The 26,267-nt window shown below is 56.2% G+C and carries 24 protein-coding genes; 15 read left to right on the top strand and 9 right to left on the bottom strand.

Features of this window, described 5'->3' with window-relative positions; all coding sequences use genetic code 11:
• Positions 1-138: 138 nt before the first annotated feature.
• From leuD to YERSI8AC_RS02690, 3 genes are all read right to left on the bottom strand, one after another.
• Positions 139-777, bottom strand: coding sequence for a 3-isopropylmalate dehydratase small subunit (leuD, locus tag YERSI8AC_RS02700; RefSeq protein WP_159176019.1), 639 nt, complete (start codon positions 775-777; stop codon positions 139-141).
• On the bottom strand, positions 777-2,216 hold the full coding sequence (gene leuC, locus YERSI8AC_RS02695; protein ID WP_159176018.1) for a 3-isopropylmalate dehydratase large subunit: 1,440 nt from the start codon (positions 2,214-2,216) through the stop codon (positions 777-779). Before leuC ends, leuD begins: the two co-directional genes overlap by 1 nt.
• Before the next feature lie 145 nt (positions 2,217-2,361).
• Positions 2,362-3,168, bottom strand: a complete 807-nt coding sequence (locus YERSI8AC_RS02690) for a GntR family transcriptional regulator (RefSeq protein ID WP_159176017.1) — start codon at positions 3,166-3,168, stop codon at positions 2,362-2,364.
• 222 nt (positions 3,169-3,390) lie between these two features.
• Here YERSI8AC_RS02690 and YERSI8AC_RS02685 point away from each other — a divergent pair, with 222 nt between their 5' ends.
• The 5 genes from YERSI8AC_RS02685 to YERSI8AC_RS02665 all read left to right on the top strand — a co-directional run bounded on the left by YERSI8AC_RS02685 (position 3,391) and on the right by YERSI8AC_RS02665 (position 8,378).
• Positions 3,391-4,308 carry an isocitrate lyase/PEP mutase family protein gene (locus YERSI8AC_RS02685; RefSeq protein ID WP_159176016.1) on the top strand — a complete coding sequence of 306 codons (918 nt, stop codon included), beginning with the start codon at positions 3,391-3,393 and terminating at the stop codon, positions 4,306-4,308.
• Positions 4,309-4,372: 64 nt separating this feature from the next.
• Positions 4,373-5,038 (top strand): isochorismatase family protein, encoded by a 666-nt coding sequence (locus tag YERSI8AC_RS02680; protein WP_159176015.1) that lies wholly within the window; start codon positions 4,373-4,375, stop codon positions 5,036-5,038.
• Between the two features lie 28 nt (positions 5,039-5,066).
• Positions 5,067-6,020 carry a polysaccharide deacetylase family protein gene (locus YERSI8AC_RS02675; RefSeq protein ID WP_022520128.1) on the top strand — a complete coding sequence of 318 codons (954 nt, stop codon included), beginning with the start codon at positions 5,067-5,069 and terminating at the stop codon, positions 6,018-6,020.
• A 4-nt stretch (positions 6,021-6,024) separates the two neighbouring features.
• Positions 6,025-6,957, top strand: coding sequence for a polysaccharide deacetylase family protein (locus YERSI8AC_RS02670; protein WP_022520129.1), 933 nt, complete (start codon positions 6,025-6,027; stop codon positions 6,955-6,957).
• Positions 6,957-8,378 (top strand): FAD-dependent oxidoreductase, encoded by a 1,422-nt coding sequence (locus YERSI8AC_RS02665; RefSeq protein ID WP_022520130.1) that lies wholly within the window; start codon positions 6,957-6,959, stop codon positions 8,376-8,378. Before YERSI8AC_RS02670 ends, YERSI8AC_RS02665 begins: the two co-directional genes overlap by 1 nt.
• 82 nt (positions 8,379-8,460) lie before the next feature.
• Here YERSI8AC_RS02665 and YERSI8AC_RS02660 read toward each other — a convergent pair whose 3' ends face one another.
• Entirely contained in the window at positions 8,461-9,384 is a 924-nt protein-coding gene (locus YERSI8AC_RS02660) for a LysR substrate-binding domain-containing protein (protein WP_022520131.1), read from the bottom strand.
• 158 nt (positions 9,385-9,542) lie between these two features.
• Here YERSI8AC_RS02660 and YERSI8AC_RS02655 point away from each other — a divergent pair, with 158 nt between their 5' ends.
• Positions 9,543-10,724 (top strand): M20 aminoacylase family protein, encoded by a 1,182-nt coding sequence (locus YERSI8AC_RS02655; protein ID WP_022520133.1) that lies wholly within the window; start codon positions 9,543-9,545, stop codon positions 10,722-10,724.
• A 74-nt stretch (positions 10,725-10,798) separates the two neighbouring features.
• Positions 10,799-12,313, top strand: coding sequence for an AbgT family transporter (locus YERSI8AC_RS02650; protein WP_022520134.1), 1,515 nt, complete (start codon positions 10,799-10,801; stop codon positions 12,311-12,313).
• Positions 12,314-12,320: 7 nt separating this feature from the next.
• On the opposite strand, the gene YERSI8AC_RS02645 is transcribed toward YERSI8AC_RS02650, so the two are convergent.
• The 5 genes from YERSI8AC_RS02645 to YERSI8AC_RS02625 form a co-directional block, all read right to left on the bottom strand.
• The gene (locus YERSI8AC_RS02645) at positions 12,321-14,336 is read right to left on the bottom strand and encodes a RecQ family ATP-dependent DNA helicase (RefSeq protein ID WP_159176014.1); all 2,016 of its coding nucleotides are present in this window, start codon (positions 14,334-14,336) and stop codon (positions 12,321-12,323) included.
• A 28-nt stretch (positions 14,337-14,364) separates the two neighbouring features.
• Entirely contained in the window at positions 14,365-14,583 is a 219-nt protein-coding gene (locus YERSI8AC_RS02640) for a DUF1653 domain-containing protein (protein WP_022520136.1), read from the bottom strand.
• A complete protein-coding gene (gene tcdA, locus YERSI8AC_RS02635; protein ID WP_053856901.1) occupies positions 14,580-15,446 on the bottom strand; it encodes a tRNA cyclic N6-threonylcarbamoyladenosine(37) synthase TcdA in 867 nt (288 codons plus the stop codon). Before tcdA ends, YERSI8AC_RS02640 begins: the two co-directional genes overlap by 4 nt.
• Before the next feature lie 35 nt (positions 15,447-15,481).
• Complete coding sequence (locus tag YERSI8AC_RS02630; protein WP_022520138.1) at positions 15,482-16,255, bottom strand: pseudouridine synthase; 774 nt, start codon at positions 16,253-16,255, stop codon at positions 15,482-15,484.
• Between the two features lie 116 nt (positions 16,256-16,371).
• On the bottom strand, positions 16,372-17,319 hold the full coding sequence (locus YERSI8AC_RS02625; RefSeq protein ID WP_022520139.1) for a LysR family transcriptional regulator: 948 nt from the start codon (positions 17,317-17,319) through the stop codon (positions 16,372-16,374).
• Between the two features lie 181 nt (positions 17,320-17,500).
• On the opposite strand from YERSI8AC_RS02625, the gene YERSI8AC_RS02620 reads away from it, so the two are divergent.
• The 8 genes from YERSI8AC_RS02620 (at position 17,501) to sodC (ending at position 26,234) form a co-directional block, all read left to right on the top strand.
• Positions 17,501-19,018: an ABC transporter substrate-binding protein gene (locus tag YERSI8AC_RS02620; protein WP_022520140.1), complete on the top strand. Its 1,518-nt coding sequence runs from the start codon at positions 17,501-17,503 to the stop codon at positions 19,016-19,018.
• A 76-nt stretch (positions 19,019-19,094) separates the two neighbouring features.
• Positions 19,095-20,012: an ABC transporter permease gene (locus YERSI8AC_RS02615; RefSeq protein ID WP_022520141.1), complete on the top strand. Its 918-nt coding sequence runs from the start codon at positions 19,095-19,097 to the stop codon at positions 20,010-20,012.
• Positions 20,013-20,023: 11 nt separating this feature from the next.
• Entirely contained in the window at positions 20,024-20,932 is a 909-nt protein-coding gene (locus tag YERSI8AC_RS02610) for an ABC transporter permease (RefSeq protein ID WP_159176013.1), read from the top strand.
• Entirely contained in the window at positions 20,925-21,974 is a 1,050-nt protein-coding gene (locus YERSI8AC_RS02605) for an ABC transporter ATP-binding protein (RefSeq protein ID WP_159176012.1), read from the top strand. The genes YERSI8AC_RS02610 and YERSI8AC_RS02605 overlap by 8 nt, the downstream gene beginning before the upstream one ends.
• Complete coding sequence (locus tag YERSI8AC_RS02600) at positions 21,971-22,984, top strand: ABC transporter ATP-binding protein (protein ID WP_159176011.1); 1,014 nt, start codon at positions 21,971-21,973, stop codon at positions 22,982-22,984. The genes YERSI8AC_RS02605 and YERSI8AC_RS02600 overlap by 4 nt, the downstream gene beginning before the upstream one ends.
• A gap of 38 nt (positions 22,985-23,022) precedes the next feature.
• Positions 23,023-24,444: a M20 family metallopeptidase gene (locus tag YERSI8AC_RS02595; RefSeq protein ID WP_022520145.1), complete on the top strand. Its 1,422-nt coding sequence runs from the start codon at positions 23,023-23,025 to the stop codon at positions 24,442-24,444.
• Entirely contained in the window at positions 24,429-25,601 is a 1,173-nt protein-coding gene (locus tag YERSI8AC_RS02590) for a M20 family metallopeptidase (protein WP_159176010.1), read from the top strand. Before YERSI8AC_RS02595 ends, YERSI8AC_RS02590 begins: the two co-directional genes overlap by 16 nt.
• Positions 25,602-25,682: 81 nt before the next feature.
• A complete protein-coding gene (sodC, locus tag YERSI8AC_RS02585; RefSeq protein WP_027957803.1) occupies positions 25,683-26,234 on the top strand; it encodes a superoxide dismutase family protein in 552 nt (183 codons plus the stop codon).
• Positions 26,235-26,267 lie beyond the last annotated feature (33 nt).

Below are 26,267 nucleotides of genomic sequence, written 5' to 3'. Positions count from 1 at the left end.
GTCTCCTGCACAAGATAATTTGCGTTATAGCGTTTTTGTTTCTAAACCGTTTTTATAAGCTGCTGTTTATTAACCCTTCTTATAAACGTCTGTTGCAAACGTGCGTGCTGTTGTTAGCAATATACTTCCAGGCCGTTTCTACCCCTTGCTGATAAGGGTACTCTCTGGCGGCTGAGCCGCTGTCCAAGGGAACTGTGCCGTGTACTGTGCTGAGAAATCAGTAATGGTGTCAGCATGCTGGCGGGTCATATCAATATCATCCCAACCGTTAAGCAGCTTGGTGCGCCAAACCGGGCTAATTGAAAAGCTGACTTCTACTTCGGCGACACGGACGACCTGCTTGTCTAAGTCAACGTGTATCGCCGCCGGTGCATCGCCAAGCGCTGATAACAAACGCTCGGCTTCATCCTCTTCCACCACCGCAGGCAGTAAGCCATTATTGACGGCGTTAGAAGCAAAAATATCGCCAAAGCTTGGCGCCACCACACAGCGAAAGCCGTAATCGACCAGTGCATAGACTGCCGCTTCCCGCGATGACCCCGCGCCAAAGTTGCGGCGACTGACCATCACTTCAGCGTCGGCAGCATTAGGGCGATGAAGAATAAACTCTTTGTCCGGTGTGCCCTGCTCGTCGTGGCGAACGTCATAAAGTAAAAACTGACCGTAGCCAACGCTGCGCGGCTCTTTCATAAAGCGCGCGGGAATCAACTGATCGGTATCCACGTTAGCCGCGGCAAGGGCAACGCCAAGAGTGTCCAGTACGGTAATAGGTTGCATTAGTGCGCTCCTGAAGCCTGAACGGATGAATCAGCGCCCGCTGCTAACGTACGCACATCGGCTAGCCGCCCACTCACCGCCGCTGCGGCCACCATGGCGGGTGACATCAAATGAGTGCGCGCGCCAGGCCCTTGGCGGCCCTTGAAATTGCGATTGGTGGTCGAGGCGCAGCGTTCGCCGCTGGCCACTAAATCACCGTTCATACCCACGCACATGGAGCAACCGGAGTGGCGCCACTCAAGCCCGGCATCAATAAAGATACGGTCTAACCCTTCGGCTTCGGCCTGGGTTTTCACCAGGGTTGAGCCTGGCGAGACCACGCCGGGCACGCGGCTTTTGTGGCCTGCCAAGACAGCCGCAGCGGCCCGTAAATCTTCAATACGCGCGTTGGTACAAGAACCGATAAAGACCCGATCAATGTTGATATCGGTGAGTTTTTGGCCCGCCGTTAAGCCCATATAGGCCAAGCTCTCCCGAGCCTGGCGCGCTTTCGCGGGATCACTCAATTTCTCAGGGTCGGGCACAGCGCGATCAATCGGCAGCGCTTCTTCGGGCGAGACGCCCCAGGTCACCGTCGGCGCGATTTCGTCCGCATGCAGCGTCACTTCAAGATCAAAACGGGCGCCTGGCTCGCTGTAGAGCGTGGCCCAATAGGTGCAGGCTTGCTCGAAGGCTCCCCCTTTCGGACTCCAGGGGCGGTCACGCAAATAGTCAAAGGTGGTTTGGTCTGGAGCAATCATGCCGCAGCGGCCGCCGCCTTCAATGGAGAGATTACACAGCGTGAGACGCGCTTCCATGGAGAGCGAGCGGATCGCCTCGCCAGCGTACTCAATGGCATAACCCCGTGCGCCGTCGGCGCCTAGCCGCGAAATCCAGGTGAGCGCAATATCTTTGGCGGTGATGCCCTCGGCGAGTTGGCCCTCGACGCTAATCCGCATCACCTTGGGCTTGCTCTGCCACAAGGTTTGCGTGGCCAGCACGTGGGCCACTTCCGAGGCGCCAATGCCAAAGGCAATGCTGCCAAAAGCGCCATGGGTGGCGGTATGGCTATCGCCGCACACCATCACCATGCCGGGCTGAGTGAGTCCCTGCTCGGGGCCTAGCACATGAACAATGCCCTGACGCGGGTCATCGAGACCAAACAGCGTCACCCCATGCCGCTGGGTATTGTGGGAGAGCTGCTCAATCATCGAGCGCACTTTGGGGTCGGCAACACCTGCCAGGTCGCGAGTCAGCGTTGGTACGTAGTGGTCAGCAATACCAAAGGTTAAATCGGGCCGTGCAACGGGCAACTGGCGTTCAGCCAGCTTATTGAACGCGTGGAAGGAGCCTTCGTGGACAAAGTGGCGGTCAATCCACAGCAGGCTCTGACCGCTTTCACTGCGGTGAACCTCGTGGGCGCGCCAAACTTTGTCAAACAGCGTTGTTGGGGTACTCATGGTCGTCGCTCGTTGCCTCGGCCTTCGTTAGACTTATCGTTCTCACCCAATACAACTAGCGCAATTTCACAACACAGGTCAAATGTATTTTTTGTAATTTTAAATCTGTATTAAATCTAATACATTAAAAAATCAACCAATCACACTACTCAGCCTTCCCGTTGGTGGGCATTCCACCTACCTTGGGCTCCCAGTAGCGGGAGTTATCTTCGCCGTTGCGCTCCAGATCAATTTGGAAGCGATAACGATCTGGACGGTAAAGTGCATCCAGATGTTCTACCCCCCGGCCCTGCTCATCAAACACCACACGGGTGAGAGAAATCAGCGGGGAACCCACGGCAACATCCAGCGCTTCCGCCACTTCGTGGCTGGCCAGAGTGGCGGAAATCGATTGGGAGGCGTGATCAACTTTCACGCCACTTCGCTCCAACAGAACAAACAGCGGTGTATTGGCTAAATCCATCTCGTTGTAGTGCAGGGCAATCGATTCAGGCACATGGGTTACCAAATGGGAAAACGGCTTGTCGTCGACCATGCGGACACGAACCGAACGCTGCACCTTACCACTCGGCCCCATGCCTAACCGCTCGCGAATCATTTCCGGTGGCAGCACATAAGCAAACTCCAGCAGCCGCACCTGAGAAGCCTGGCTCATCTTGACCATATTGGGCATTAGGTTAGACACGCTGGCAGTCATCACCGTGGCGTCCAGCGGCTGCTCCAGCACCACCGTACCCACGCCTGCTTTACGCTCTACCAATCCTGTCGTTTGCAGCGCCTCCATCGCACGTCGAACGGTGACGCGTGACACGCCATGCTGCTCTGCCAGTTTATTTTCGCCTGGCAGTTTACTGCCCGCTGGCAGCCGCCCACTCAAAATAGCGTCTTTCAACAGCAGGTAGATGCGGTGTGACTTGGTGCCGCCCACCGCGGAGGGTTGTGCCTCACTCATCCACGCCTCTCTTTAGAAATGGTTAAAAAATTCAAATCTGGCTTGACGCAGGGATAATAATAGACATAAAAATGTATTATATATAATACATATTGACAGCTAATCAATAACACAGCTGCTGCCCTTTGAGAGCCATTATTACAGAACCAGTGCTCTTAAGTATCACTAACTGGGTGGCCTCATATTCGCCGCTGACGCTTACTTAAAACAGATGAGATCGCTATGACACGCCCACACCGCTCTTCAAACCAGGCTTCACAGCAAGTTTCACAACAGTCCGCCCAGCTTAGACAGCAACTGAAAGATAGCTCCATTGTGGTCGCCCCCGGTGTGTTTGATGCGTTAGGCGCATCCCTAGCTGAGCAAGCGGGCTTCGATACGGTCTACCTTTCCGGCGCCAGCCTGGCTTACACCCAATTGGGGCGGCCGGATATTGGCCTGCTCAGCATTACTGAAATTTGCACCGCCATGTCGCATATTCGCGAGCGCACCAATTTATCCGTGGTCGTGGATTGCGACACCGGCTTTGGTAACGCCATGAACGTGATGCGCAGCGTTAGACTGCTGGAGCGCGCAGGCGCTAACGCGATTCAGCTTGAAGACCAAACTTACCCCAAACGCTGCGGCCACCTGCGCGGTAAAACGCTGGTCTCCAAAAGCGAAATGGTCGGCAAATTGCATGCTGCATTGGATGCCCGGGCGAGCGATAGCACGCTGATTATTGGCCGCACAGATGCACTTGGCGTGGAAGGCACCGACAGTGCCATCGAACGTGCCCAGGCCTATTACGAAGCCGGCGTGGATATGCTGTTTATCGAAGGCATTCGTAGCGACGAAGACATCAGCAAGATCATGACCCAGTTCAAAGGCAAGGTGCCGATCATGGCCAATATGGTCGAAGGCGGCGACACGCCGCTGCAGAACGCTCAGGCGCTTGAAGACCTAGGCTTCTCGCTGGTGATTTTCCCCGGCGCACTGGTGCGGGCGATTACCCACATGGCCAGCCGTTTCTTTGCCACGCTTAAGCAGGATGGCACCACCGATGCCTTCCGCGACCAAATGCTCGATTTCAAACAGCTTAACGACTATTTAGGCACCCAGGCGATGCTGGAGCTCGGCGAGCAGTACGACAATCGCTAGTGCCTCTCATCAAACCGTGCCCAATATTTATAAGTGCGAATAAATAACTATTCAGGAGACGACGATGCAGACCACCGACAAAACGGCGAAAGAGATTTTTAACGACGTCATGGCCAACCCTCAGCGGGTACCCTTTGGCTTTGGCAACAAAGCGGTGCTGGTGAATGTCGACCCACAAAAGGCCTATACCCGTACCGATCTCTTCAAAACCGCCTATGAAACAGACCCCAAGCAGTTGGAGTACACCAACCAACTGGCCCGCGGTTTTCGGGAGAAAGGCTGGCCGGTGGTTTGGACCCACGTGGCGTTTCTAGACTCCGCCGAAGACGCCGGGGTTTGGGGTACTCGTACCGATACGCCTGATTCGTTGCAAAACATTAAGTATGGCTCTGAACGCGCTGAATTCGACGAGCGCTGCGAGATAGACCGCAGCCGTGATGTGATCTACACCAAGCGTATGCCCTCGGCGTTTTTTGAAACCCCGCTGCAATCGCTTTTAGTGTGGCATCAGGTCGATACGGTGATCATTACCGGCGGCTCAACCTCTGGCTGCATTCGCGCTACCGCCGTGGAGAGCCTGTCCCGGGGCTACCGCACCATCGTGCCCATGGAGTGCGTCGCGGATAAACACGAAAGCTATCACTACGCCAACCTGACCGACCTGCATCTCAAGTATGCCGACGTTCTGCCGGTTGCCAATGTACTCGAATGGCTAAATGGCAACACCTAAGGACTACCAAGTTTCAAAGGAGCCGGTTATGAAAGAGTCACTAGGCGTTTACGACTACTGGGCCTACGACCAACGCCCTAAAATCGAGTGGCCAGGAGGCGCCAAGGTGGCCTTCTGGGTCGCACCCAATATCGAGTATTACGAACTCGACCCACCGCTGAACCCCCAGCGTAACCCTTGGCCGCATCCGCACCCTTCGGTACCCGGCTACAGCATTCGCGATTACGGCAACCGGGTTGGCCACCAGCGCCAGATGACCCTGCTGGATAAGTACGGCATTCGTGGCTCGGTGTCACTTTCGGTCGCACTGTGCGAGCACCACCCCGAGATTATCCAGATGTGCAAAGAGCGCGACTGGGAGTTTTTCAGCCACGGCATTTACAACACCCGCTACACCTATGGGTTGAGCGAAGCCCAGGAGCGGGCAATGATCCGTGACAGCATGGAGACCATTTACCGCCATACTGGCCAGGCTTGTGCAGGTTATCTGGCGCCCGCGCTTTCCCATTCAGAGCGCACCCTGGATCTATTTGCCGAAGTGGGCGAAGAGTTATTCGGTGACAAAGGAGGGATTTACACCTGTGATCTCTTCCACGATGACCAGCCGACGCCGGTCAGCGTTCGCTCCGGCAAACGTTTTATCTCCATGCCTTACTCGCTGGAGATGAACGACACCATCGTCTACGCGGTGAATAAAGTAGAGCCGCGCCAGTACGCCACCATGCTCAAGCGCCACTTTGACCGCCTCTATGCCGAGGGCGCGGAGTCCGGCACAGTGATGTGCATTCCCACTCATAACTATCAGGTGAGCTGCCCGCATCGTATTAAGGCGTTCGAAGAGGCGCTGGAGTACATCACCGGCCACCCGGATGTGTGGGTCGCTACCGGCCGCGAGATTGCTGATTACTACTTGGCCAACTATTACGATGCCGCCCTCGACAGTATGGCGGCCCAGGCCACCACTGCAGGCAAACAGGGGTAACGCTATGGCGCTTCACGACGACTATCTCGACTACCCCTACCGCCGCCACGGCTACGACCATAAGCGCTATGCATGGTCGATGCTGAGCGAACGAGCGCCGGTCACCTGGCCCGAAGGCAAAACCCTGGCGGTGTGGGTCAATATTTCGCTGCAGTTCTACCCGCTGAACCAGCGCGGCAAGCCGTTTAAAGTACCTAACGGCATGACCATGCCCTACCCGGATCTACGCCACTTCTCGCTGCGGGATTACGGCAACCGGGTGGGCATCTATCGGGTACTCAAAGCACTGGCGGCACACAACATCACGCCTACCTTTGCGATGAATGCGCAGTTGGCTGAGCAGACGCCCTACTTAGTTCAGCGTTTGAAAGAGCACGGCGGTGAATTTATCGCCCACGGCTGGAACATGGATCACCTGCACTACGGCGGCCAGCCGATTGAAGAGGAAACCGAGCTGGTCAAGCGCTCTGTGGCCACCCTGCGCCGCGTCACCGGTCAACCTATTCGCGGCTGGCTAAGCCCCGCCAAGCACCAAAGCTTCAACACCCCTGACCTGCTGGCAGAAAACGGCATTGAGTACTGCGCCGACTGGGTGAACGACGATATGCCTTACTCTTGTGAAACCAAGACAGGCAGTTTGACCATGATGCCGCTGGCCACTGAGATCGAAGACCAGTTTGTGATGAGCCAGAACCTGCACTCGGAAGATTCCTGGGTGACCCAGGTGAAAGACGCTTTCGATTTTCTGTTGGAAGAGTCTCGCGAGCAGGGCGGTCGTTTATTCGCCTTAAACCTCCACCCTTGGCTGGTGGGCCAGCCCCATCGCATTGCCTGCCTGGAAGAAGTGCTGGCCCATATCAGCGGCCACCCAGACGTATGGCAAGCCCCAGCAGGCGAAATTCTTGATGCGTTTCAAAATGCAGCGGAGCAGGTGTAATGGCAATTATTCCCTATGCCCACGATAGCTTTGATGCCCACCTGCCGCTGTTGATTATTGGCGCAGGGGCCTGCGGATTGGTGGCGGCACTCGCCGCCCAAGAGTCAGGAGTAGAGCTGGCGATATTGGAGCGTGATGCACTGCCCCGCGGCAGCACGGCGATGTCGTCAGGCTTTATTCCTGCTGCCAATACGCGCTTTCAGCATAATTTGGGCGTCACTGACTCTGCTGAAGCCATGGCGGAAGATATTCAAAAGAAGAACGGTTTTGAAGCAGACCCAGCTATTGTCGAACTACTCGCTACTCAATCAGGCCACACCATCGAGTGGCTGGCGGATCAGCACGGCGTGCCCTTTGAACTGGTGGAGGGCTTTCTCTACCCCGGCCACCGCCACCTGCGCATGCATGCTACGCCACGGCGAACCGGTGAAGAGCTAATGGGGGCGCTGCTCAATGCCGCCGAAGCGGCAGGCATTGATATTTTGGCCCAGGCGCGAGTAGTGGATTTGCACGTTGATGACACTCAGCGAGTGCGGGGCGTAACCATTGAGCGCCCGGATGGCAGTCGCGAAAGCATTGGCTGCGACGCGCTGATTCTGGCCTGCAACGGCTACGGCGGTAATGTTGAACTGGTAGAGCGCTATCTGCCCACGCTCAAACACGCGCTCTACTACGGCCATGAGGGAAACCAGGGCGATGCACTGCTGTGGGGGCAGGCCATGGGCGCCAGTACAAAAGATCTGGGTGCATGCCAGGGCCACGGCTCGCTGGCAACACCCCACCAGATTTTGATTAGCTGGGCGCTGATGATGCAGGGCGGCATTCAGGTCAATCTAAACGGCAAGCGATTCTCAAACGAGCACGGCGGCTACTCCGAACAGGCAGCCAAAGTGCTGGCGCAGCCGGAGCAGGTAGCCTGGAATCTATTCGATGCGCGCATACAGGAATCTGCCCAGGCCTTTGAGGATTACCGTAACGCCCAAGAGAGCGGCGCGGTACGCAGCTTTGCCACCCTTGAAGAGATGGCAGCTGGATTGGGCCTGCCACTAACAGCGCTGCAGACCACCTTTGCGGCGATGCAGCAGCATGCCGAAGAGCAAACGCCCGATACGTTTGGCCGCCATTTTGAACCTGCTAATTTGCTCAAACCACCCTACTACGCCATTCGGGTCACCGGTGCGCTGTTTCACACCCAGGGCGGTTTAGAGGTCAACCCCACCGCGCGGGTACTCAATACCCATGGGCAAGCATTACCCAACCTGTTCGCCGCAGGCGGTGCCGCCCGCGGTGTTTCAGGTTCCAACGACAGCGGCTATCTTTCTGGCAACGGCCTGCTTAGCGCCGTGGTGCTGGGTGCCATAGCGGGTAAAAGTGCCGCGGAGTTGCTGCACTTAAAGTTAAGCTCAGCGGCACTCCCTTGAGCCACTACACCACTAAGTACAGGGCGCCACCCGTTGGCGCCCTGCCTGACAGGCGCGCCTTGAGCTGGGTAAAGGTCAGTTGCTAGCCAACTATTTTGAGGCTTTCGAAAATTTTTTGCTCGATTATAGCGATCAGCTCAGCATTGATGATGTTGATGGCGGGTTCAAGATCTTTTTCCAGCGGCAAAATAATTTGAAAGTCATAACGAATATCAAACGCAAGAGGGCGAACCACCACGCCCGCTCGCTTTGCATAACAGGCCGATACGGCGTTTAACACCGCAAGACCGGCACCGTTCACTACTAGTCGGATCGCCATCTCCCCCAGCGAGACTGTCCATATTTTTTTGGGCGAAACGGCATGTTTCCTCAGTCGCTGAGTAATCCGGTGACGGCTTTGCTCATTGGGCTCACCACAAATCAGCGTTTCATTGGCTAAATCTTCAATGTCGATAAGCGCTTTAGCTTCCAGCGGATGCCCTGGCGGAATAAGGCACATGCCAGGTAGAGAGTACTGAAAGCTCTGGTAGCGCGGATCAATTCGAGGATCGGTGGTAATGCCAAAATCGAAGCGCTGGGCCACCACTTCCTCCGCTATCTGGCTGGATCGGTAGGAGTAGAGACTAATTTCAAGGTCAGGGAACTTCTCGGCAAGCAGCGTAGCGGCATCTGGCACCAGACTTACCGCAAAAGCAGGCATGCTGACCACTCTTAACTGGCCTGCCACTCTCTCTTTCAGTCGTTCGGCAAACTGTCGCAAATGGTGTAAACCAATATAAACCCGCTCCACCTCGTCATAAAACAGCGTGCCACGCCGGGTCGGGAGCAGGCGATTATTGTGGCGTTCGAATAGATCAAACCCAAGCCGCGCCTCCAACTGTTTTATCAAACGGCTAATCGCCGGTTGTGAAATCAGCATCTTACTGGCGGCTTCCGTAGCGCTACTGGTTTTCATAATCCACATGAAGGCTTCTATCTGGCTGTCCGTAAATCCTCGATAAGCCATAACATTTTGTCATCCTTCGATAAGCAAAAATCAATATATCTGACTAAAAAAGCCAGCATACAGTTAAAGGTAGCTAAAAGACTTCGTCCCAACACTCAAAGCATAATATTTAGCTATAGCTTAAGTGCTATCGTTGCAATAAACCTAAAGGGATACCTATGATCGATGAAATTGCGGGTAACAACGCACAGTTCACTGCTTGGCGACAGGATATTCATCAGCACCCGGAACTAGGCTTTGAGGAGCAGCGTACCGCCAAGTTAGTGACGGATAAGCTCACAGAGTGGGGATTTGACGAGGTTCATACCGGCATCGCTAAAACCGGAGTCGTCGGCGTACTGCGCGGCAAAACGCTCGCCGCTCGTACCATCGGGCTGCGCGCCGATATGGATGCCCTCGCCATGACGGAAAACAATCAGTTCGCTCATGCGTCTCTTAACCAGGGAAAAATGCACGGCTGCGGCCACGACGGTCACACCACCATGCTGTTAGCCGCCGCATGGTATCTGGCTAAACATCGCGACTTTTCCGGCACCGTACACTTTATTTTCCAGCCCGCTGAAGAGGGCTTAGCCGGCGCTAAGGCAATGATGGATGATGGTTTGTTTGAGCGCTTCCCCTGTGATCGCGTTTACGGCATCCACAATATGCCGGGAATTCCTCAAGGCGAATTCTGGTTTCGCGAAGGCCCCCTGCTGGCCAGCTCAGACCGTTTCACCATTGACGTTCACGGCAAAGGCGGCCATGCGGCAATGCCGCAGCACGCCGTTGACCCGATGCTGATCGTGAGCGCGATTATCAGCGGCGCGCAGACTATCGTTAGCCGCAATACTGCCCCGCTCGATTCCGCCGTGCTGTCCTTTACCGACCTGCATGCTGGCTCGGGTACGTTCAACGTCATTCCCGATACTGCCAGCATGCGGGGCTGCATTCGCTCCTTTAACGACGCTGTACGTGAGCATGCAATTCAACGACTGGAACAACTGGTTGCCAGTACTGCCCATGCCTACGGCGCCACCGCAACGCTCACCATTCACCCCGGTAGCTACCCGGCCACGGTCAACGACCCGCAAGCCACCCAACTCGCCACCGATGTTGCCCGCGCAGTCGTTGGCGATGCAAAGGTCAACCCTGATTGCTTACCGATTTCTGGCAGCGAAGACTTCTCCTTCATGCTGCAAGCCGTTCCGGGTTGCTATGTGTTTCTGGGCAATGGTGTTGAAGGCGAAACCGGTGGCGTAAGTGTTCACAACCCCAGCTATGACTTTAACGACAACATTATCCCGGTGGGCGCTTCTTATTTTGTTCAGCTAATAAAGCGTGAACTCCCCTCTCGCTAAGCATTTCAAGAAAGCGCAGTTCAAGAAAGCACACTTCAAGAAACAGCACTTCCAGATATAAAGCGGAGAACAACATGGAAGCGAACAAACTCTCAACGTCCGGTGGCAACACCGGATTAATGCACCGGATTGCGCGAATAGCCGATGTCCTGCCCCACCCTTTTATTATGTTTTTTATACTTTTTGTCGCCACGCTAGGCCTGTCGGTTGTGATGAGCGTGTGGGTCGAGCCTGTGCGCCACCCTGCCACCGACGAGCTCGTTCAGGTTCGTTCGTTGCTTAGCTGGGATGGGCTAAGATTTATGGTGACCGGGGCAGTCACTAACTTCACTAGTTTCCGCCCGCTAGGGCTGGTACTGGTGATGGTATTAGCGCTGGGGCTGATCCAGAAAACTGGCCTCGCCGATGCCACCATCCGACGCATGTTGAGTAATGTGGCGCCGCGCTTTATTACCCCGGCGGTGGTCATCACTTCGATCATCGGCAATCTGGTTTCGGATGCGGCGGTTTTCCTGATTCCCCCTTTGGCCGCCATCATGTTTAAAACTGTTGGCCGGAACCCGATTGCCGGCATTATGGTGGCCTTTATCGCCGTTTTTGCCGGTTTTAGCGCCAATTTCTTTATTGCGGGCACGGATCTGCTGCTATCCGGCATCTCGACGGAAGTCGTTCAGAGCGTTCGTCCCGGCTACGAAGTCAGTGTGGTGTCCAACTGGTTCTTTATGTGTGCCTCGGTGCCGTTAATTACCCTGATTATCACCGTCATGAACGACAAGTATGTCGAGCCCATGCTGGCGCGCTTTCAGGATCAGAGTGATGATGAGAACAAAAGCCACGGCGTACAGTTAACCGACACAGAACGGCGTGCGCTGCGCTACACCGGTATAGCGGCACTGGCCTATATCGCGGTTATCCTGCTGCTGATTCTGCCAGCGGGTTCCGGCTTACGCAGCGCTGAAGGGGGTCTGTTACCTTCGCCCTTTATGAGTGGTTTGGTGCCCATCATCGTGCTGTTCTTTAGCCTGTGCGGCATTGTGTACGGCGTTTCGGTAGGTAAGATCAAACAATCCAGCGATGTGCCGCGCTTAATGGAAGCGGCGATGCGCGATATGTGTGGGTTTATTGTCATCGTCTTTATGGTGGCGCAGTTTATTGCCATCTTTAACTGGTCAAACTTGGCGATTGTCAGCGCAGTGAATGGCGCGGATCTACTGCTGCAAATTAATATGCCTACGGCGCTGGCTTTAGTGTGCTTTATTTTACTGGCCGCCGTCGTGAACCTATTTCTTTACAGTGGCTCTGCGCAGTGGGCGCTGATGGCGCCGATTTTTCTACCCATGCTGATGCTGCTGGGCCTTGAGCCAGAAGCCATCCAAGCAGCGTACAGGGTAGCCGACTCATCGACGAACGTGATTTCACCCATCAACCCCTATCTACCGTTAGTGCTGGCGGTCATTCACCTTTACAACAAGTCGTTTACTCTTGGCCATCTACTGACCATCGCCATGCCCTACTCCCTCGCCGTGTTAACCGGCTGGAGCAGCCTGTTCTTTATTTGGTACTGGCTGGGGTTACCGTTCGGACTTTGATCGGCCTTTATTGTCCCAGCATCGCCTCCGCCCACTCACGCACTTTTGGATAGGCGCGCTGCTCAAAAACCGCGAAGCCGTTCAGGCTGCGGGCTTTGAGCGGGGTAAACACCGGCATGGTTAAGCCACACAGAAAGTGCGCCACCCGCTGGGCATTGGGCGGCTGACCGAACTGTTCGCTGTGGCGCTCAATCAGCGGTGTGGCGTAGCGCTGAAAATCGGCCGTCGTTAGCGGTGGCTCGGGCGGCGCATCCGGTAGTTTTACCGGGTGGCCATAGCACACCGAGCAATGCCCGCAGCGTCCCTGCTCAGTATTGGATGGTGTATCAAAGGTGCTGTCACCAAAGGTACTATCACCAAAGTGCATGGCTAGCCGCCGAGTCAGACAGCTCCCCGACTCAAACAGCGCTAGCATTGCCTGTAGCCGCTCAATCTCGATTCGCTCCCGATTCAGGCAATCCTCAAACAGCTGTCTCGCCAGCGCCTCAAGGGTAAAGTTCGGCTGGCAGATCTCGTAGACATCGGTCATCCGCTTGCCTTCCAGGGTTAGCCAGCCCTTATCTTGAAAGTACTCAAGGGCGGTAATGACGCGAGCACGGGAAGCGTCAATCTGCTGCGCCTGCCCCGCCTGATGTAGGCGGTCAAAATCCACCGTTCCCCAGGTGCGGGCGATAGGAATATTATCGACTAAAAGTCGCACAAAGGCCGCCCGCTCGCCTTCAAAGCGGCTAACTAATTGGTCTGGCTCAAGATGATAGCGCAGCCGGTACTCGGCTAGAAATGCGAAGCGCGGAGCGATAATGCCGTGCATTTCCAACCGCACCAGCAGCGTTTTCAGCGGCAGCGGGCGGATATTGGTATCCCGGGAAAGCGTATTGAGCAATACCTCCCACTGGCGATCCGGCGTTTGGCCTGCCGCAGCGATCTCTTCCAGCAGGCGATAGATGCCAGCATATTCAGGGGTATCGCCGTAAACGAAGTTTTCCAGCACCCGCAAGCCATCCCGCCCGGCCAGGGTCAGGCAGGTAGAAGGCAGGCCGTCGCGTCCCGCCCGGCCAATCTCCTGGCTATAGTTCTCGATGGATTTAGGCAGGTCATAATGCACCACGTTGCGAATATCGCCCTTATCGATGCCCATGCCAAAGGCGATAGTGGCCACGATGCAGGGCGACTCGCCGCTCATAAATTGCCGCTGAATCTCATCCCGTCGCTGGGAATCTAGCCCTGCATGGTAGGCCTGGGCAGCGATCCCCTGGGCCGCCAGCGCCTTAGCGACTCGCTCGGCAGTTTGTTGCAGGGTGACGTAAATAATCGTCGGCGCTTCGCTACCCGGCTGCATCTGCGGTTTTAGCCAGTTGATCAGCTGCTGCTGGCGACCTTCCATGGCCGGAGATACCAGCAGTTCAAGATTGGAACGGTAAAAGCCGGTAGTAATCACGTTCTCCGGCGCAATGGCAAACTTCTCACCCATATCGGCTATCACCGCTGGGGTCGCCGTGGCGGTGAGCAGCAGCACCTGAGGTATAGCAAAATCGCGCTGGTAGTCCGGCAGTTTGAGGTAGTCAGGGCGGAAGTTATGCCCCCACTCAGAGAGGCAGTGGGCTTCATCGACCACTAAAAGCGATATTTGAACCTGGCGTAGAAAGTGACGAAAGCGCTCATTCTTGAGCCGCTCCACCGAGATCATAAGGATTTTCAGCTTGCCGCTTTTAGCGCGCTCCATCACCTCCCGGGTAGCGTCACGATCTTGGGTGGAATCAATGCTTGCCGCTGCCACGCCGTGGCGGGCCAGAAACGCCAGTTGATCCTGCATCAGCGCCAGCAGCGGCGATACCACCAGGGTTAAGTGCGGCAAATGCAGCGCCGGGAGTTGATAGCAAAGCGACTTCCCCGCGCCGGTGGCAAAAATCGCCGCCGTGGAGTGCCCTTCCAGCACTCTTGACACCACCGCCTGTTGGCCGCCGCGAAAGTCGTCAAAACCGAATACTTCTTTCAGCGTCTGCTGGGGTGATGAGGGGGGCATGAGCACTCCTTGATAACGAAATTCCGCCTTAAAACGCCTTCTCCAGCGCAAAGCGCGGCTGGGTGTGGCCCTCTTTCGTCACTGTTTCCGTAAACATCTCAAGCGGGCGCACCCAGAGGCCGTAGTCACCGTAAAGGGCACGATACACCACCAGCGGCTCTTCGTTTTCGCTGTGCTGGGCGGTGCCAAGCACTTCGTAGAGGCTGCCTTTATAGTGGCGATAAATACCGGGAACGGGGGCGGTCATTGGCTCTCCTCTTGAGTGGCGTTTGTGGCACTTGGCTGGTTGGCTTTTTTGGCAAGGCGTTCGAGCACTTTTGACGCGGCGACAAAACCAAAGGTGCCGGTTAAAAAAGTCGCAGCACCAAAACCGGAAGCGCAGTCCAAGCGCGTGGCATCACCACTGCCAGGCTTTTGCAGGCACACTTCACCGTCGGCGCCGGGATACACCAACTGCTCGTCGGAGTAGACGCACTCTACCGAGAAGCGCCGTTTGGGGTTGCGTGAAAAACCGTAATCCCGACGCAGCCGCGAGCGCACTTTGGATAGCAGAGGGTCGTGCTCGGTACGGGTGAGATCCGCGACCTGAACACGCGTGGGATCGGTTTGCCCACCAGCCGCACCGGTCACCGTGATGGGAATTTTGCGTCGCTTGCACCAGGCGATCAGGGCGGCCTTGGCAATCACGCTGTCGATGGCATCTACCACGTGATCGGCGTCATCGGGAATCCGCTCGGCCAGGTTGGTGGGTGTCACGAAGGCAGTATCCGCCACAATCTCAATTTCCGGGGCAATCAAGCGGCAGCGCTCGGCCAGCACATCAACCTTGGGCTGACCGATAGTACCATCTAGCGCGTGGAGCTGGCGGTTGACGTTGGAAACGCAGACGTCGTCCAGGTCGATCAACGTCAGCTTGCCAATGCCCGAGCGTGCCAGCGCCTCTACCGTCCAACTGCCTACCCCGCCGACACCCACCACCACCACGTGGGCATGACGAAATGCCTCGGCTGCACGCTGGCCATAAAGACGGCGAATGCCGCCAAAGCGAAAATCATAATCTGCAGAAGGAGGTTTCACGTTAGCCGTAGGCACAGGCGAGGCGGACGGCATGCTCGATGGAGTAGCTGAGGACATCACAAACTCACTCATAACGCTTGAAGGGCGGAAGGCGTGGTGTGGGGCGGCGTGCGCACGCTATCCATCGGTAAATGCCCCGCCCAGCCAAGCTGGTTAAACAGCGCGATCATGGTGTCATCCAAGGCACAGCTCAATTGTACACGCTTGTCTAACAGCGGATGGTCAAAGGCCAAATAGGTCGCGGCGAGCAGTAAGCGCGGAGCCTTCATCTGCTCGGCAAAAAAGCGGTTGTGGACACTTTTACCGTGCTTGGCATCGCCAATAATCGGGTAGCCACGCCGGGAAAGATGGCGGCGAATTTGATGGCGGCGACCGGTCATCGGCCGCGCCTCTACCAGGGAGTAGCGCGCCACCGGGTAGCGGTCGACCTGCACGGGCAGCTCGACGCTATCCAGGCGGCGAATATCGGTCATCGCGGGCATAGCGGGCATTTCCGCCTTGGGGCGCGTACCGTCTTCTTCCCTTAGCGGGTAATCCAAACGTTCATTTTCCGGTGCTTTACCGCGCACCACTGCCAGGTAGCGCTTTTCCACCTGGCGCTCGCTAAACGCATCGCTGAGCAGGCCAGCCACTGCCGACGAGAGAGCAAATACCATTACCCCAGAGGTCGGCCGATCCAGCCGGTGAACGGGGTAAACCCGCTTGCCAAGCTGGTCGCGTAAGCGTTGAAGCAGAAATTCGGTTTCACCACGCGCCAACGCCGAGCGATGCACCAAAAGCCCTGACGGCTTATGTACCGCGACGAGATACTCATCCTGATAGAGGATGTTGAGTGGCGTCATAACGCTCCCCGGTTAAAGCTAACAATCTAAACAGGGCGCCATTGTCGCGGCTTGGCCGTGAGATGTCATCCGCGCAATACGCTATTCACGCCAGCGCTTACTAAGAAGGCAGGTGATCAGCAGTTAATTGTTGGTGGAGTAGGAAAGAGCGGCAGTTGCCCAGGCGGGATATGCTCTTTTAGAAACGCTAAAAATGCCTGCGTCGCCGTCGGCAATGTTCGCTTGGCAAGGGTCTGGACTTCGATAAAGCGGGAGTCCATGCCCTGGTCACGAATAGGAATGGCGACCACACGCTGTTGATGGATGCGATAACGAACGGATATTTCGCCAGCAAGCGCTACCCCTCCGCCAAGCATGGCAAAATTGATTAAAGCCTCGGTGTAATCGCTGCTAAAAATTGATTCAAACGCCAGGTTTTGACGGCTACAGCAGATATCAAACAGCTGGCGCAGGGTCGTGTCTGGCGAGGGTAACGCCAGCGGATAGTGCTGAAGCTGCGCCAGCGAAATATGTTTTTTAACGGCAAGCTCATGGTGTGGAGAAACCAGCGCCATAATCGGCGCGGGCTGCCTAAGGGCAACGGTAATATCTGCTTCGGGTTTGAGGCTAAAGGTAATGCCGATATCCGCATCGCCTTCCCTCACATGCCGGGTCGCCTGGGCGGGTGGCCCCACCATTAGGTGGAAATGAATACCGCTGTAACGCTTGCGAAAAGCCGCAATTGCCGCGGGTAAAAAATCGACCGCAAACCCTTCTGAACTGGCGAGACGCACCTTGCCCCGCTGCAACCCCCGCAGCGCCAGGATTTCACTGCCAATTCGGTCTGCCTCAAGCTGCATATGGCGGGCGTGCACTGCCAGCAGTTCCCCAGCGGCGCTGGGCACCATGCCCCGCGCTCGGCGTTCAAACAATAGCGTATCCAGCTCGCTTTCCAGCCGGGCAATCTGACGGCTGATGGCGGAGGGCGCCACATTTAGCTTCCCAGAGGCTTCACTAATAGAGCCACAGCGAACCACCTCGAGAAAGTAACGTAACGCTGTTTCTTGTAATACGCGTGGATTCATAGTGGCTCCCCTCACCAAAACATTGCCAAAACGGCAATGATAAATTCTAAACATTGCACTGGTAGCATGGCTAATTAATAGCTTAGTTTTAATTCAAGGTGACGGCTCATCTAAAAAACAACAAGCCTCGCTGGTACGCCAAACGCTCATAACCTTCCCTTATTAAAAAACGAGGTATGGCATGCAAACATCGAGAACTCTTTATTGCGTTACGTCACTTGCTTTACTCAGCATCGCGACACCCGCATTAGCTGGCAAGGCCAACGATACTCTGGTCTATGCCTCTGACAGCGAACCTGAAAACGTTAGCCCCTACCATAACAACCTGCGTGAAGGGGTTATTCTCGCCCATTTGGCCTGGGACACGCTGATTTACCGCAACCCGCAAACCAACGAGTACGAGCCGCGCTTGGCCACCGAATGGGAATGGGCCGATGATAAAACCCTGGATCTTGTGCTGCGCGAAGGCGTGACCTTTCACAACGGCGAAGCCTTCAACGCTGACGATGTGGCATTCACCTTCAACTACGCGGTATCCCCCGAATCGCGAGTGGTGACACGCCAAAATGTTGACTGGATTGAAAGCGTTGAGAAGCTTGATGAGTACGAAGTGCGCATTCACCTCAAAGAGCCTTTCCCGGCAGCCCTTGAGTACCTTTCCGGCCCAATGCCAATTTACCCCGATGAGTATTTCCAGGAAGTGGGTATCGAGGGTTTTAGTCGTGAGCCCGTAGGTACCGGCCCTTACCGGATTACCAACGTCCGCCCCGGGGATGGGGTTAGCCTGACACGCTTTGATGACTACTTTGCCGACAGTCCTATTGGTCAGCCGGAGATCGCTAATATCGAGTTCAAGGCCATTGCCGATGCGGACTCACGTATGGCGCAATTAATGTCCGGTCAAGTCGATTGGATCTGGCGCGTGCCGTCGGATCAAGCTGAGTCGTTAAGCGGTATGTCTCAGCTTAGCGTGCTTGGCGGCGAAACCATGCGGGTGGGTTATATCGGGCTGGATGCCGCAACACGGGAAGATTCACCGCTAAATGACCTTCGCGTACGCCAAGCCATCAATCATGCGATGAACAGAGAAGGCCTGGCTAACGATTTGGTGCGTGGCGGCAGCCAGCCTCTGTATGCCCCCTGCTTTCCCACCCAGTTCGGCTGTGAAACGCAGAACGTCATCGAGTATGAGTACGACCCTGACAAAGCCCGCGAACTACTCGCCGAGGCCGGTTACGCCGATGGCTTCGACATTGACCTTCACGCCTACCGTGAACGTGACTACGCCGAAGCGATGATTGGCGACCTGCGTGCAGTGGGCATCAATGCCAACCTGCGCTTTATGACCTCCCCCGCGTTGCTGGAGCTTCAGCGCAACGGTCAAACCGATATGTCGTTCAAAGCCTGGGGCTCCTTCTCTATTAACGATGTCTCGGCTTTCGTCAGCGTTTATTTCACAGGCGGCATTGACGATCTCTGGCAGGACACCCAGGTGCAGGAGTGGCTGCAAGTCGCCGATACTTCGGTAGATCCTGATGTGCGCTTAGAGCACTACCAAAAAGCGTTCGCCCGCATTTCCGAGCAAGCGTACTGGGCACCGTTGTTTTCCTACTCCACCTACTACGCCCACACCGCTGATCTCGACTTCACTGCCTACCCTGATGAACTCCCCCGCTTCTACGAAGCGAGCTGGAAGTAACGGCGCCTGATCGACTTGACGGCAGCCGTGGCAATCTCGCCACGGCTCGCTTTCCGCAGCGAGGGAGTAATGCTTTATGTGGGCATTTGTTTTCAAACGCACGCTGATAGCCCTTAGCGTCGCGTTCACCATTTCGGTGCTCTGCTTTAGTCTGCTGCAGCTCTCAGGGGACTTGGCGCTTTCCATAGGCGGCCCCGAGGCCACCGCTGAACAGGTTGAGCAAATCCGCGTGGAGTACGGCCTGGATCGACCGGTGCTTGAGCAATTTACCACATGGCTATGGGGGGCAGTTCAGCTCGACTTTGGACGCTCTTACTACTACCAGAGCGAGGTCATGGATCTAGTCGTTGAACGACTACCGGTGACAATGACCCTGGGGATTTTCGCCTTGGCGATTGCCCTGGGCGTGTCTATTCCCCTCGGCGTGGTAGCTGCACTCAAGCGTGGCAGTTGGATAGACCGTATGGCCATGGCGATTGCGGTTACCGGCCAGGCAATGCCGAACTTCTGGTTTGGCTTAACGTTAATCATCGTATTTGCCGTCAACCTGCAATGGTTTCCGGCCGCGGGCAGCGATAGCTGGCAAGGCTTCATACTGCCCGCTATTGCGCTTGGCTATTACGCCACCCCCGCCATGATGCGGCTCACCCGTAGCGGCATGCTGGAAGTACTAGAAGCGGACTACATTCGCACCGCACGGGCCAAAGGGCTGCGCACCGGGTCGGTAATCTTCAAACATGCGTTACGCAATGCGGTGATTCCTGTGGTGGCGCTGGCCGCCGTGGAACTGGGTTTTATGCTCGGCGGCTCGGTGGTCATAGAGACTGTCTTTTCGCTACGCGGGCTGGGGCAACTGGCCTGGAACGCTATTTCCCGCAATGACTACCCAGTGGTTCAAGCCATTGTGTTGATCATTGCGCTGTTTTATATCGTGCTGACGCTACTTGCCGACATTCTCAACGCAGTACTCGACCCACGCCTACGCGCGCGCTAACGGAGAACACCATGGCACAAACCCTTTCCCCACCGGCGGCGGCCGCGCAACGCCCAGCGGATACTTGGTCTTCGCGGCTGGTTCGCAGCACGCTCAATAACCGCAACTTAACTATCGGGTTATTGATCATTACTTCACTCGGGAGTATTGCGCTTCTGGCGCCGTGGTTAGCTCCCCATGACCCCTATTTACAGGACACCGCCAATCGCATGGTGCCGCCGATTTGGCATGAAACCGGGAGCTGGACACACCCATTAGGCACCGACCGCCTCGGCCGCGACTACCTGAGCCGCCTAATTTATGGCTCCCGGATTTCACTCTTTATCGGGCTGGTGGTGGCGCTCATTTCAGGGCTAATTGGCACTACGCTAGGCGTGTTGGCAGGCTACTTTGGCGGTCGCGTCGATGCTGTGGTGAGCTACTTGCTCACCACCCGTCTTGCCATGCCTGTGGTGTTGGTAGCACTGGCCATGGCGTCGCTGATGGGTGGGTCGATGCTCTCGGTAACACTATTGCTAGGGCTGCTGCTGTGGGATCGTTTTGCCGTCGTTGCCCGCTCGGCTACTCAGCAATTGCGCGATGCTGAGTATGTGCAAGCCGCTCAGGCGCTAGGTTGCCCGTTACCTTACATTCTACTGCGTGAGGTGCTCCCCAATATTGCGGGCGCACTGATCGTGGTGGCTACTCTCGAAGTCGCCAACGCCATTTTGCTCGAAGCAACGCTGTCGTTTCTGGGCATGGGCGTACAGCCACCATCTCCCTCCTGGGGGCTGATGATCGCCGAAGGCAAAACCTATATGTTCTTTCAGCCCTGGGTGATTACGATCCCCGGCGGTGCGCTGTTTATGCTAGTGCTGGCGATTAACTTGCTGGGTGATGGACTGCGCGATCTCAGCGCACCGGGAGGCCGCAATGAGTAATCTATCAACCGCTGAGCATTCCGCGGCAACAAGCTCGCCTCTACTGACGGTTAAACAGCTGCGCGTCGACTTGCCCGTGGCAAAGGGCACCCTTCACGCGGTACGGGGTATCGACTTTCACGTTGAGCGTGGAGAAATGCTCTGTCTTGTAGGTGAATCAGGCTGTGGTAAATCCATGACCTCGCTGGCATTAATGGGCCTACTGCCGCGCAAGGCGCAGGTAAACGCCGACTGCCTCAACTTTGACGGCGTTGATCTCCTTACGGTGCCTGAACGCGGGCGCAGCAATCTTCGCGGTGCACGCATGGCGATGATTTTTCAAGAGCCCATGACCGCCCTCAACCCCGCCTACACCCTGGGCAATCAGCTCTGCGAAGCCCTGCGCCGCCACCAGCGGGTATCGCGTCAAGCGGCCCACGATCGCGCCCTCTATTTGCTTAAACGAGTCGGCATTAGCGCTGCAGAAGAGCGAATGCGCCAATATCCCCACCAGCTTTCGGGCGGGTTGCGCCAGCGGGTGATGATCGCCATGGCACTAATGTGTGAGCCCGATTTGATCATCGCCGATGAACCCACCACTGCATTAGATGTGACGATTCAGGCGCAAATCCTGCATCTGCTACGCGACTTACAGCAGGAGTTTGGCACGGCGATCATTTTCATCACCCACGACTTGGGTGTCGTTGCGCGTATCGCCGACCGGGTCGCCGTGATGTATGCCGGCGAAGTGATTGAAACCGCCTCTGCACAGGCCCTCTTTAAAGCCCCCAGCCATCCCTATACCCAAGGTTTGTTGCGCTGCATACCGACGCCCGGCAAGACACTGCCAGGCAGTCGTTTGCAGGCGATCCCAGGCATAGTGCCCAGCTTGGTAGGCAAAATCGAGGGCTGCGCCTTTTGCAATCGCTGCGATCAAGCGGATGAGCGGTGCCGAACCACGCCCCCCTTACAGGCAGTGGCAGGCGAGCACTTTTCACGCTGCCACTTTGCCCATCAGCTAGCCAGCCCAGCGCCACTAAACGATCAGGAGGTAACGTCATGACAAACACCACCTCTCCTGCAAACAGTATGGATCCTCTTGCCCTCGAACTCTGCGCGCTGTCTAAAACGTTCAAACTGGGCGGTGGCATGCTACATAAGCCTCAAACCCTAAAAGCAGTCAATGAGGTATCGCTACGCGTTCCGCGCGGCCAGGTGATGGGGCTGGTGGGCGAATCAGGCTGTGGCAAGAGCACCTTGGCCAAGATGCTGCTGGGGCTGACACCCCCTAGTTCAGGCGATGTGCTGATCAATGGCAAAGCGATTGTTAACGCTAACCAAAAGGCACTGGCCCGGCATATACAGCCGATATTCCAAGACCCTTATTCGTCGCTTAACCCACGCCAGCGGATTGCTCAGATCGTTGGTTTACCGCTACGTATTCACGCGCTAGGCACGCCCCGTGAACAGGCAGCGAAGGTCGATCAGATGCTTGACCTGGTCGGCCTACCCAAACGCGCCGCCCAGCAATACCCTGGGCAAATGTCAGGGGGGCAGCGCCAGCGGGTGGCGATTGCCAGAGCGCTAATTATGCGCCCTGATCTGGTGATTTGTGACGAACCCACTTCCGCGCTGGATGTATCGTTCCAGGCGCAGATCCTCAATCTACTGCTCGACCTTAAAGATGAGTTTGGCCTTACCTACCTGTTTATTAGCCACGACCTCGCCGTGGTCGAACATCTCGCGGACCGGCTCGCGGTCATGTATCTAGGCCAGATTGTCGAAGAGGGTACCCGTGAGCAAATCTTCACCTCACCACGCCACCCATATACCCAAGCGCTACTCGCTTCCGCGTTGACCCCGGAGCCAGGTCTAGGCGTGCCCGACATAGGCCTGGGGGCAGGCCAGCCCGACCCCACTCAGCCACCTTCAGGCTGCGCTTTTCACCCCCGCTGCCCAATCGCTCAACCGCAATGCTCAGAGCAGACACCCAAGCTGAGCGCTATTACGCATGCTTCCGGTCAAGCTTTTGGCAAGGGCAGCCAGGCGCGTGTCGCCTGCCACCTTGCCTAAACATATTTAATCAATATTTAACGTTAAAAGGAGTGCCTATGACGCGCCAACACGCCTTAGATCATGCCAAAGCTTACTTTGACAGCGGCGATTTTTATGACCAGCTTGCCCCGCGCATTGCCATCCGCAGCGAAAGCCAGGAATCGAATAGACAGGAAGAGCTTCACCGCTACCTTACTGAACAGATCATTCCGGATATTGAGCAGCTCGGTTTTAGCTGGGACATTGTTGATAACCCGGCTGAAGGGTTTGGGCCGTTTCTGCTTGCTGAACGCCTTGAGCCAGAAGCCTCGTTCAGCGTATTAACTTACGGTCATGGCGATGTCATCCGCGGCTATGACGACCAATGGGCTGAAGGGCTTTCGCCCTGGAAAATCACCCAGCAAGGGGATCGCTGGTACGGACGTGGCACGGCGGATAACAAAGGCCAGCACACCATCAATTTAGCCGCGCTGGGCTGCGTGCTGAAAGCAAGCAATGGGCGCCTGGGCTATAACGTTAAGCTGGTGCTGGAAATGGGCGAGGAGACGGGCTCCCCTGGCTTAAAAGAGATCTGCCACCGCTACCGTGACCGCCTCGCCGCCGATGTGTTTATTGGCTCAGATGGGCCGCGTTTGAATGCCGACGCTCCCACGCTGTTTTTAGGTTCACGGGGTTCCTTCAATTTCGACCTTAAACTCCAGGCCCGTGAAGGCGCTCACCACTCGGGCAACTGGGGTGGCGTATTAAAAAACCCTGCGGTGCGTCTGGCCAATGCACTCGCCACACTGGTGGATGCCAACGGCGTTATTCAAATCCAAGGCCTACGGCCTGATCCAATACCCGAAGCCGTGCGTAAAGCGCTCGCCGCATTGGAAGTCGGCGTCGGCGACAATGCCCCCACTATCGACACTGACTGGGGTGAGCCAGGACTATCGCCCGCTGAACGACTGTTTGGCTGGAACACCTTAGAAGTGCTCGCCATGAAGGCGGGCAACCCGGATGCCCCGGCCAATGCTATTCCGCCAACGGCCTATGCCCACTGCCAACTGCGTTATGTGGTGGGCAGCGACCAGGACAATTTTCTCGTCCATTTACGCCATCACCTGGATCAACACGGCTATCACGATATTGAGGTAAGCGCTGCGCGCATGTCGCAAATGGCGGCGACACGACTCGATCCTGAAGACCCCTGGGTGGGCTGGGCGTTGGCCTCTATGCAACGCTCCACCCATAAAACGCCGACGCTGCTACCCAACTTAGGCGGCTCGTTACCCAACGATGTGTTTGCCGAAACCCTGGGCTTACCCACGCTATGGGTTCCACACTCCTACCCCTCCTGCTCCCAGCACGCGCCTGACGAACACCTATTGGGGAGCATCGCTTCAGAGGCACTGATCTTAATGGCGGGGCTATTCTGGGATTTGAGTGACCAAGGATCAGACATCATGAGAGAGAAAGCCTTATGCAAGACGAACTAACCCAACAGGTTTGCGCGTGGCTGGAAGGCCAGCAGCAGGCGATGCAAGATTGCCTTGAGGCGCTGGTCAATATCGATTCCAACAGCTACGACAAAGCAGGCACGGATGCGGTTGCCGATCAGATTACTCAATGGCTTGAACAAGATGGCATCACCATCATACGCCACCAGCGCCCTGAGTCAGGCGATATTTTAGAAGCACAACTGGGAGGAACTGGCCAAGGCCATGTGCTCTTAATGGGCCATCGCGATACGGTTTTTCCTACCGGCACCGTGGCTAGCCGAGGTTATACCCAGCAAGACAACGTCGGCTTTGGCCCTGGCGTTGCCGATATGAAAAGCGGCCTGGTCATGAACTGCTTTGTACTGCGCGCATTAAGCCGCCTGCCCAACTGCCCATTGCCCGTTCGCGCCCTGTTTACCGCTGATGAGGAGATTGGCTCGCCAGATGGGCGGGCGTTCATCGAAGCCACCGCCCAGGGGGCACGTGCCGTCTTGAACGTCGAGCCAGGGCGGGTCAGCGGCAATGTGGTCACTGGTCGCAAAGGAGGTGCTGGTTTTTTGATCAACGTCACCGGCAAAGCCGCCCACTCCGGCGTGAGCCATGCCGATGGCGCCAGCGCCATCGAAACACTCGCCCGCAAGATCATCAAGCTGCATGCGTTGACCGATTACGAGGCAGGTATCACCACCAATGTGGGCACCATCACCGGTGGTGTATCACGCAATACCGTCGCGCCTTTCGCGTCGGCACAGTTGGACACTCGTTTTGTTACCACCGCCCAGCGTGATCAGCTGTATAAAGCCATTGAGGCGATTATCGCGGAATCCGACGTTCCCGACACTCTTGCGACCATAGAACAAACCTCTGAATTTTATCCTCTCGAAGCGCGTATGAGCAGCGCGCTGTTTGAGCTTTATCAGGTTCAGGCTAAGGCGATCGGGTTTGCTGTTGACGGCGAATTCACTGGCGGCTGTTCTGATGCGGGCTGGACGGCCAGCCTGGGCATTCCCACTCTGTGCGGTCTTGGCCCTGTCGGCGCAAAAATGCACACTGACGAAGAGTACTGTTTGCTGGACACACTGGTGCCGCGCACTCAGGCACTCGCTGCTACGTTATTGAATTTGCACGATGTATCCTTTGCTTCGGCACGTTAAATTGGCAATGTAACTGCTAGCCAACTACCTTGAGTAAGCAACGCTGCTACAGCGTTTCCATGGATTCGGAAGGAGATCAACATGCGCTATTCAACTATACGTTTCTCAACACCGCTTACCGCTATTGCCGCCTCGCTGCTGCTCGCCACCTCAGCGGCACAAGCCAATGAAACGCTTGATGTCGAGATGCATAAAGTCAGCACCGAGGGTAATGAAGAGTCAATCGGTACCGTATCCCTTGAGCATACGGATCATGGCTTACTGCTGACACCTTCGCTGACGGATCTTGAGCCCGGTGTTTACGGTTTTCACGTTCACCAGAATGCCAGCTGTGATCCCGCCGAGAATGACAGTGGCGAGATGACCGCAGCACTGTCGGCTGGCGGACACTATGACCCTGAAGAAACCGGCACTCACCAAGGCCCCTATGGAGAAGGTCATTTAGGCGATCTACCGGTGCTAACGGTTAATGAAGATGGCGAAGCCAATCTCCCCGTCTTGGCGCCGCGCTTGAGCATGGAAGATATGCCTGGCCGCAGCTTGATGATTCACGAAGGCGGCGACACCTACAAAGATGAACCCCACCTGGGCGGCGGCGGCACCCGAATGGCTTGCGGCGTCGTAGAGTCTTAAGCTTTACCGTTGTTGTTAATCGACAAAATGGGC

The sequence above is a fragment of the Halomonas sp. 113 genome, assembly GCF_904067645.1.
Lineage (GTDB): Bacteria > Pseudomonadota > Gammaproteobacteria > Pseudomonadales > Halomonadaceae > Vreelandella > Vreelandella titanicae.
The sequence above is the reverse complement of the archived record's forward strand: the minus strand, read 5'-3'. Positions and strand labels throughout refer to the sequence as shown.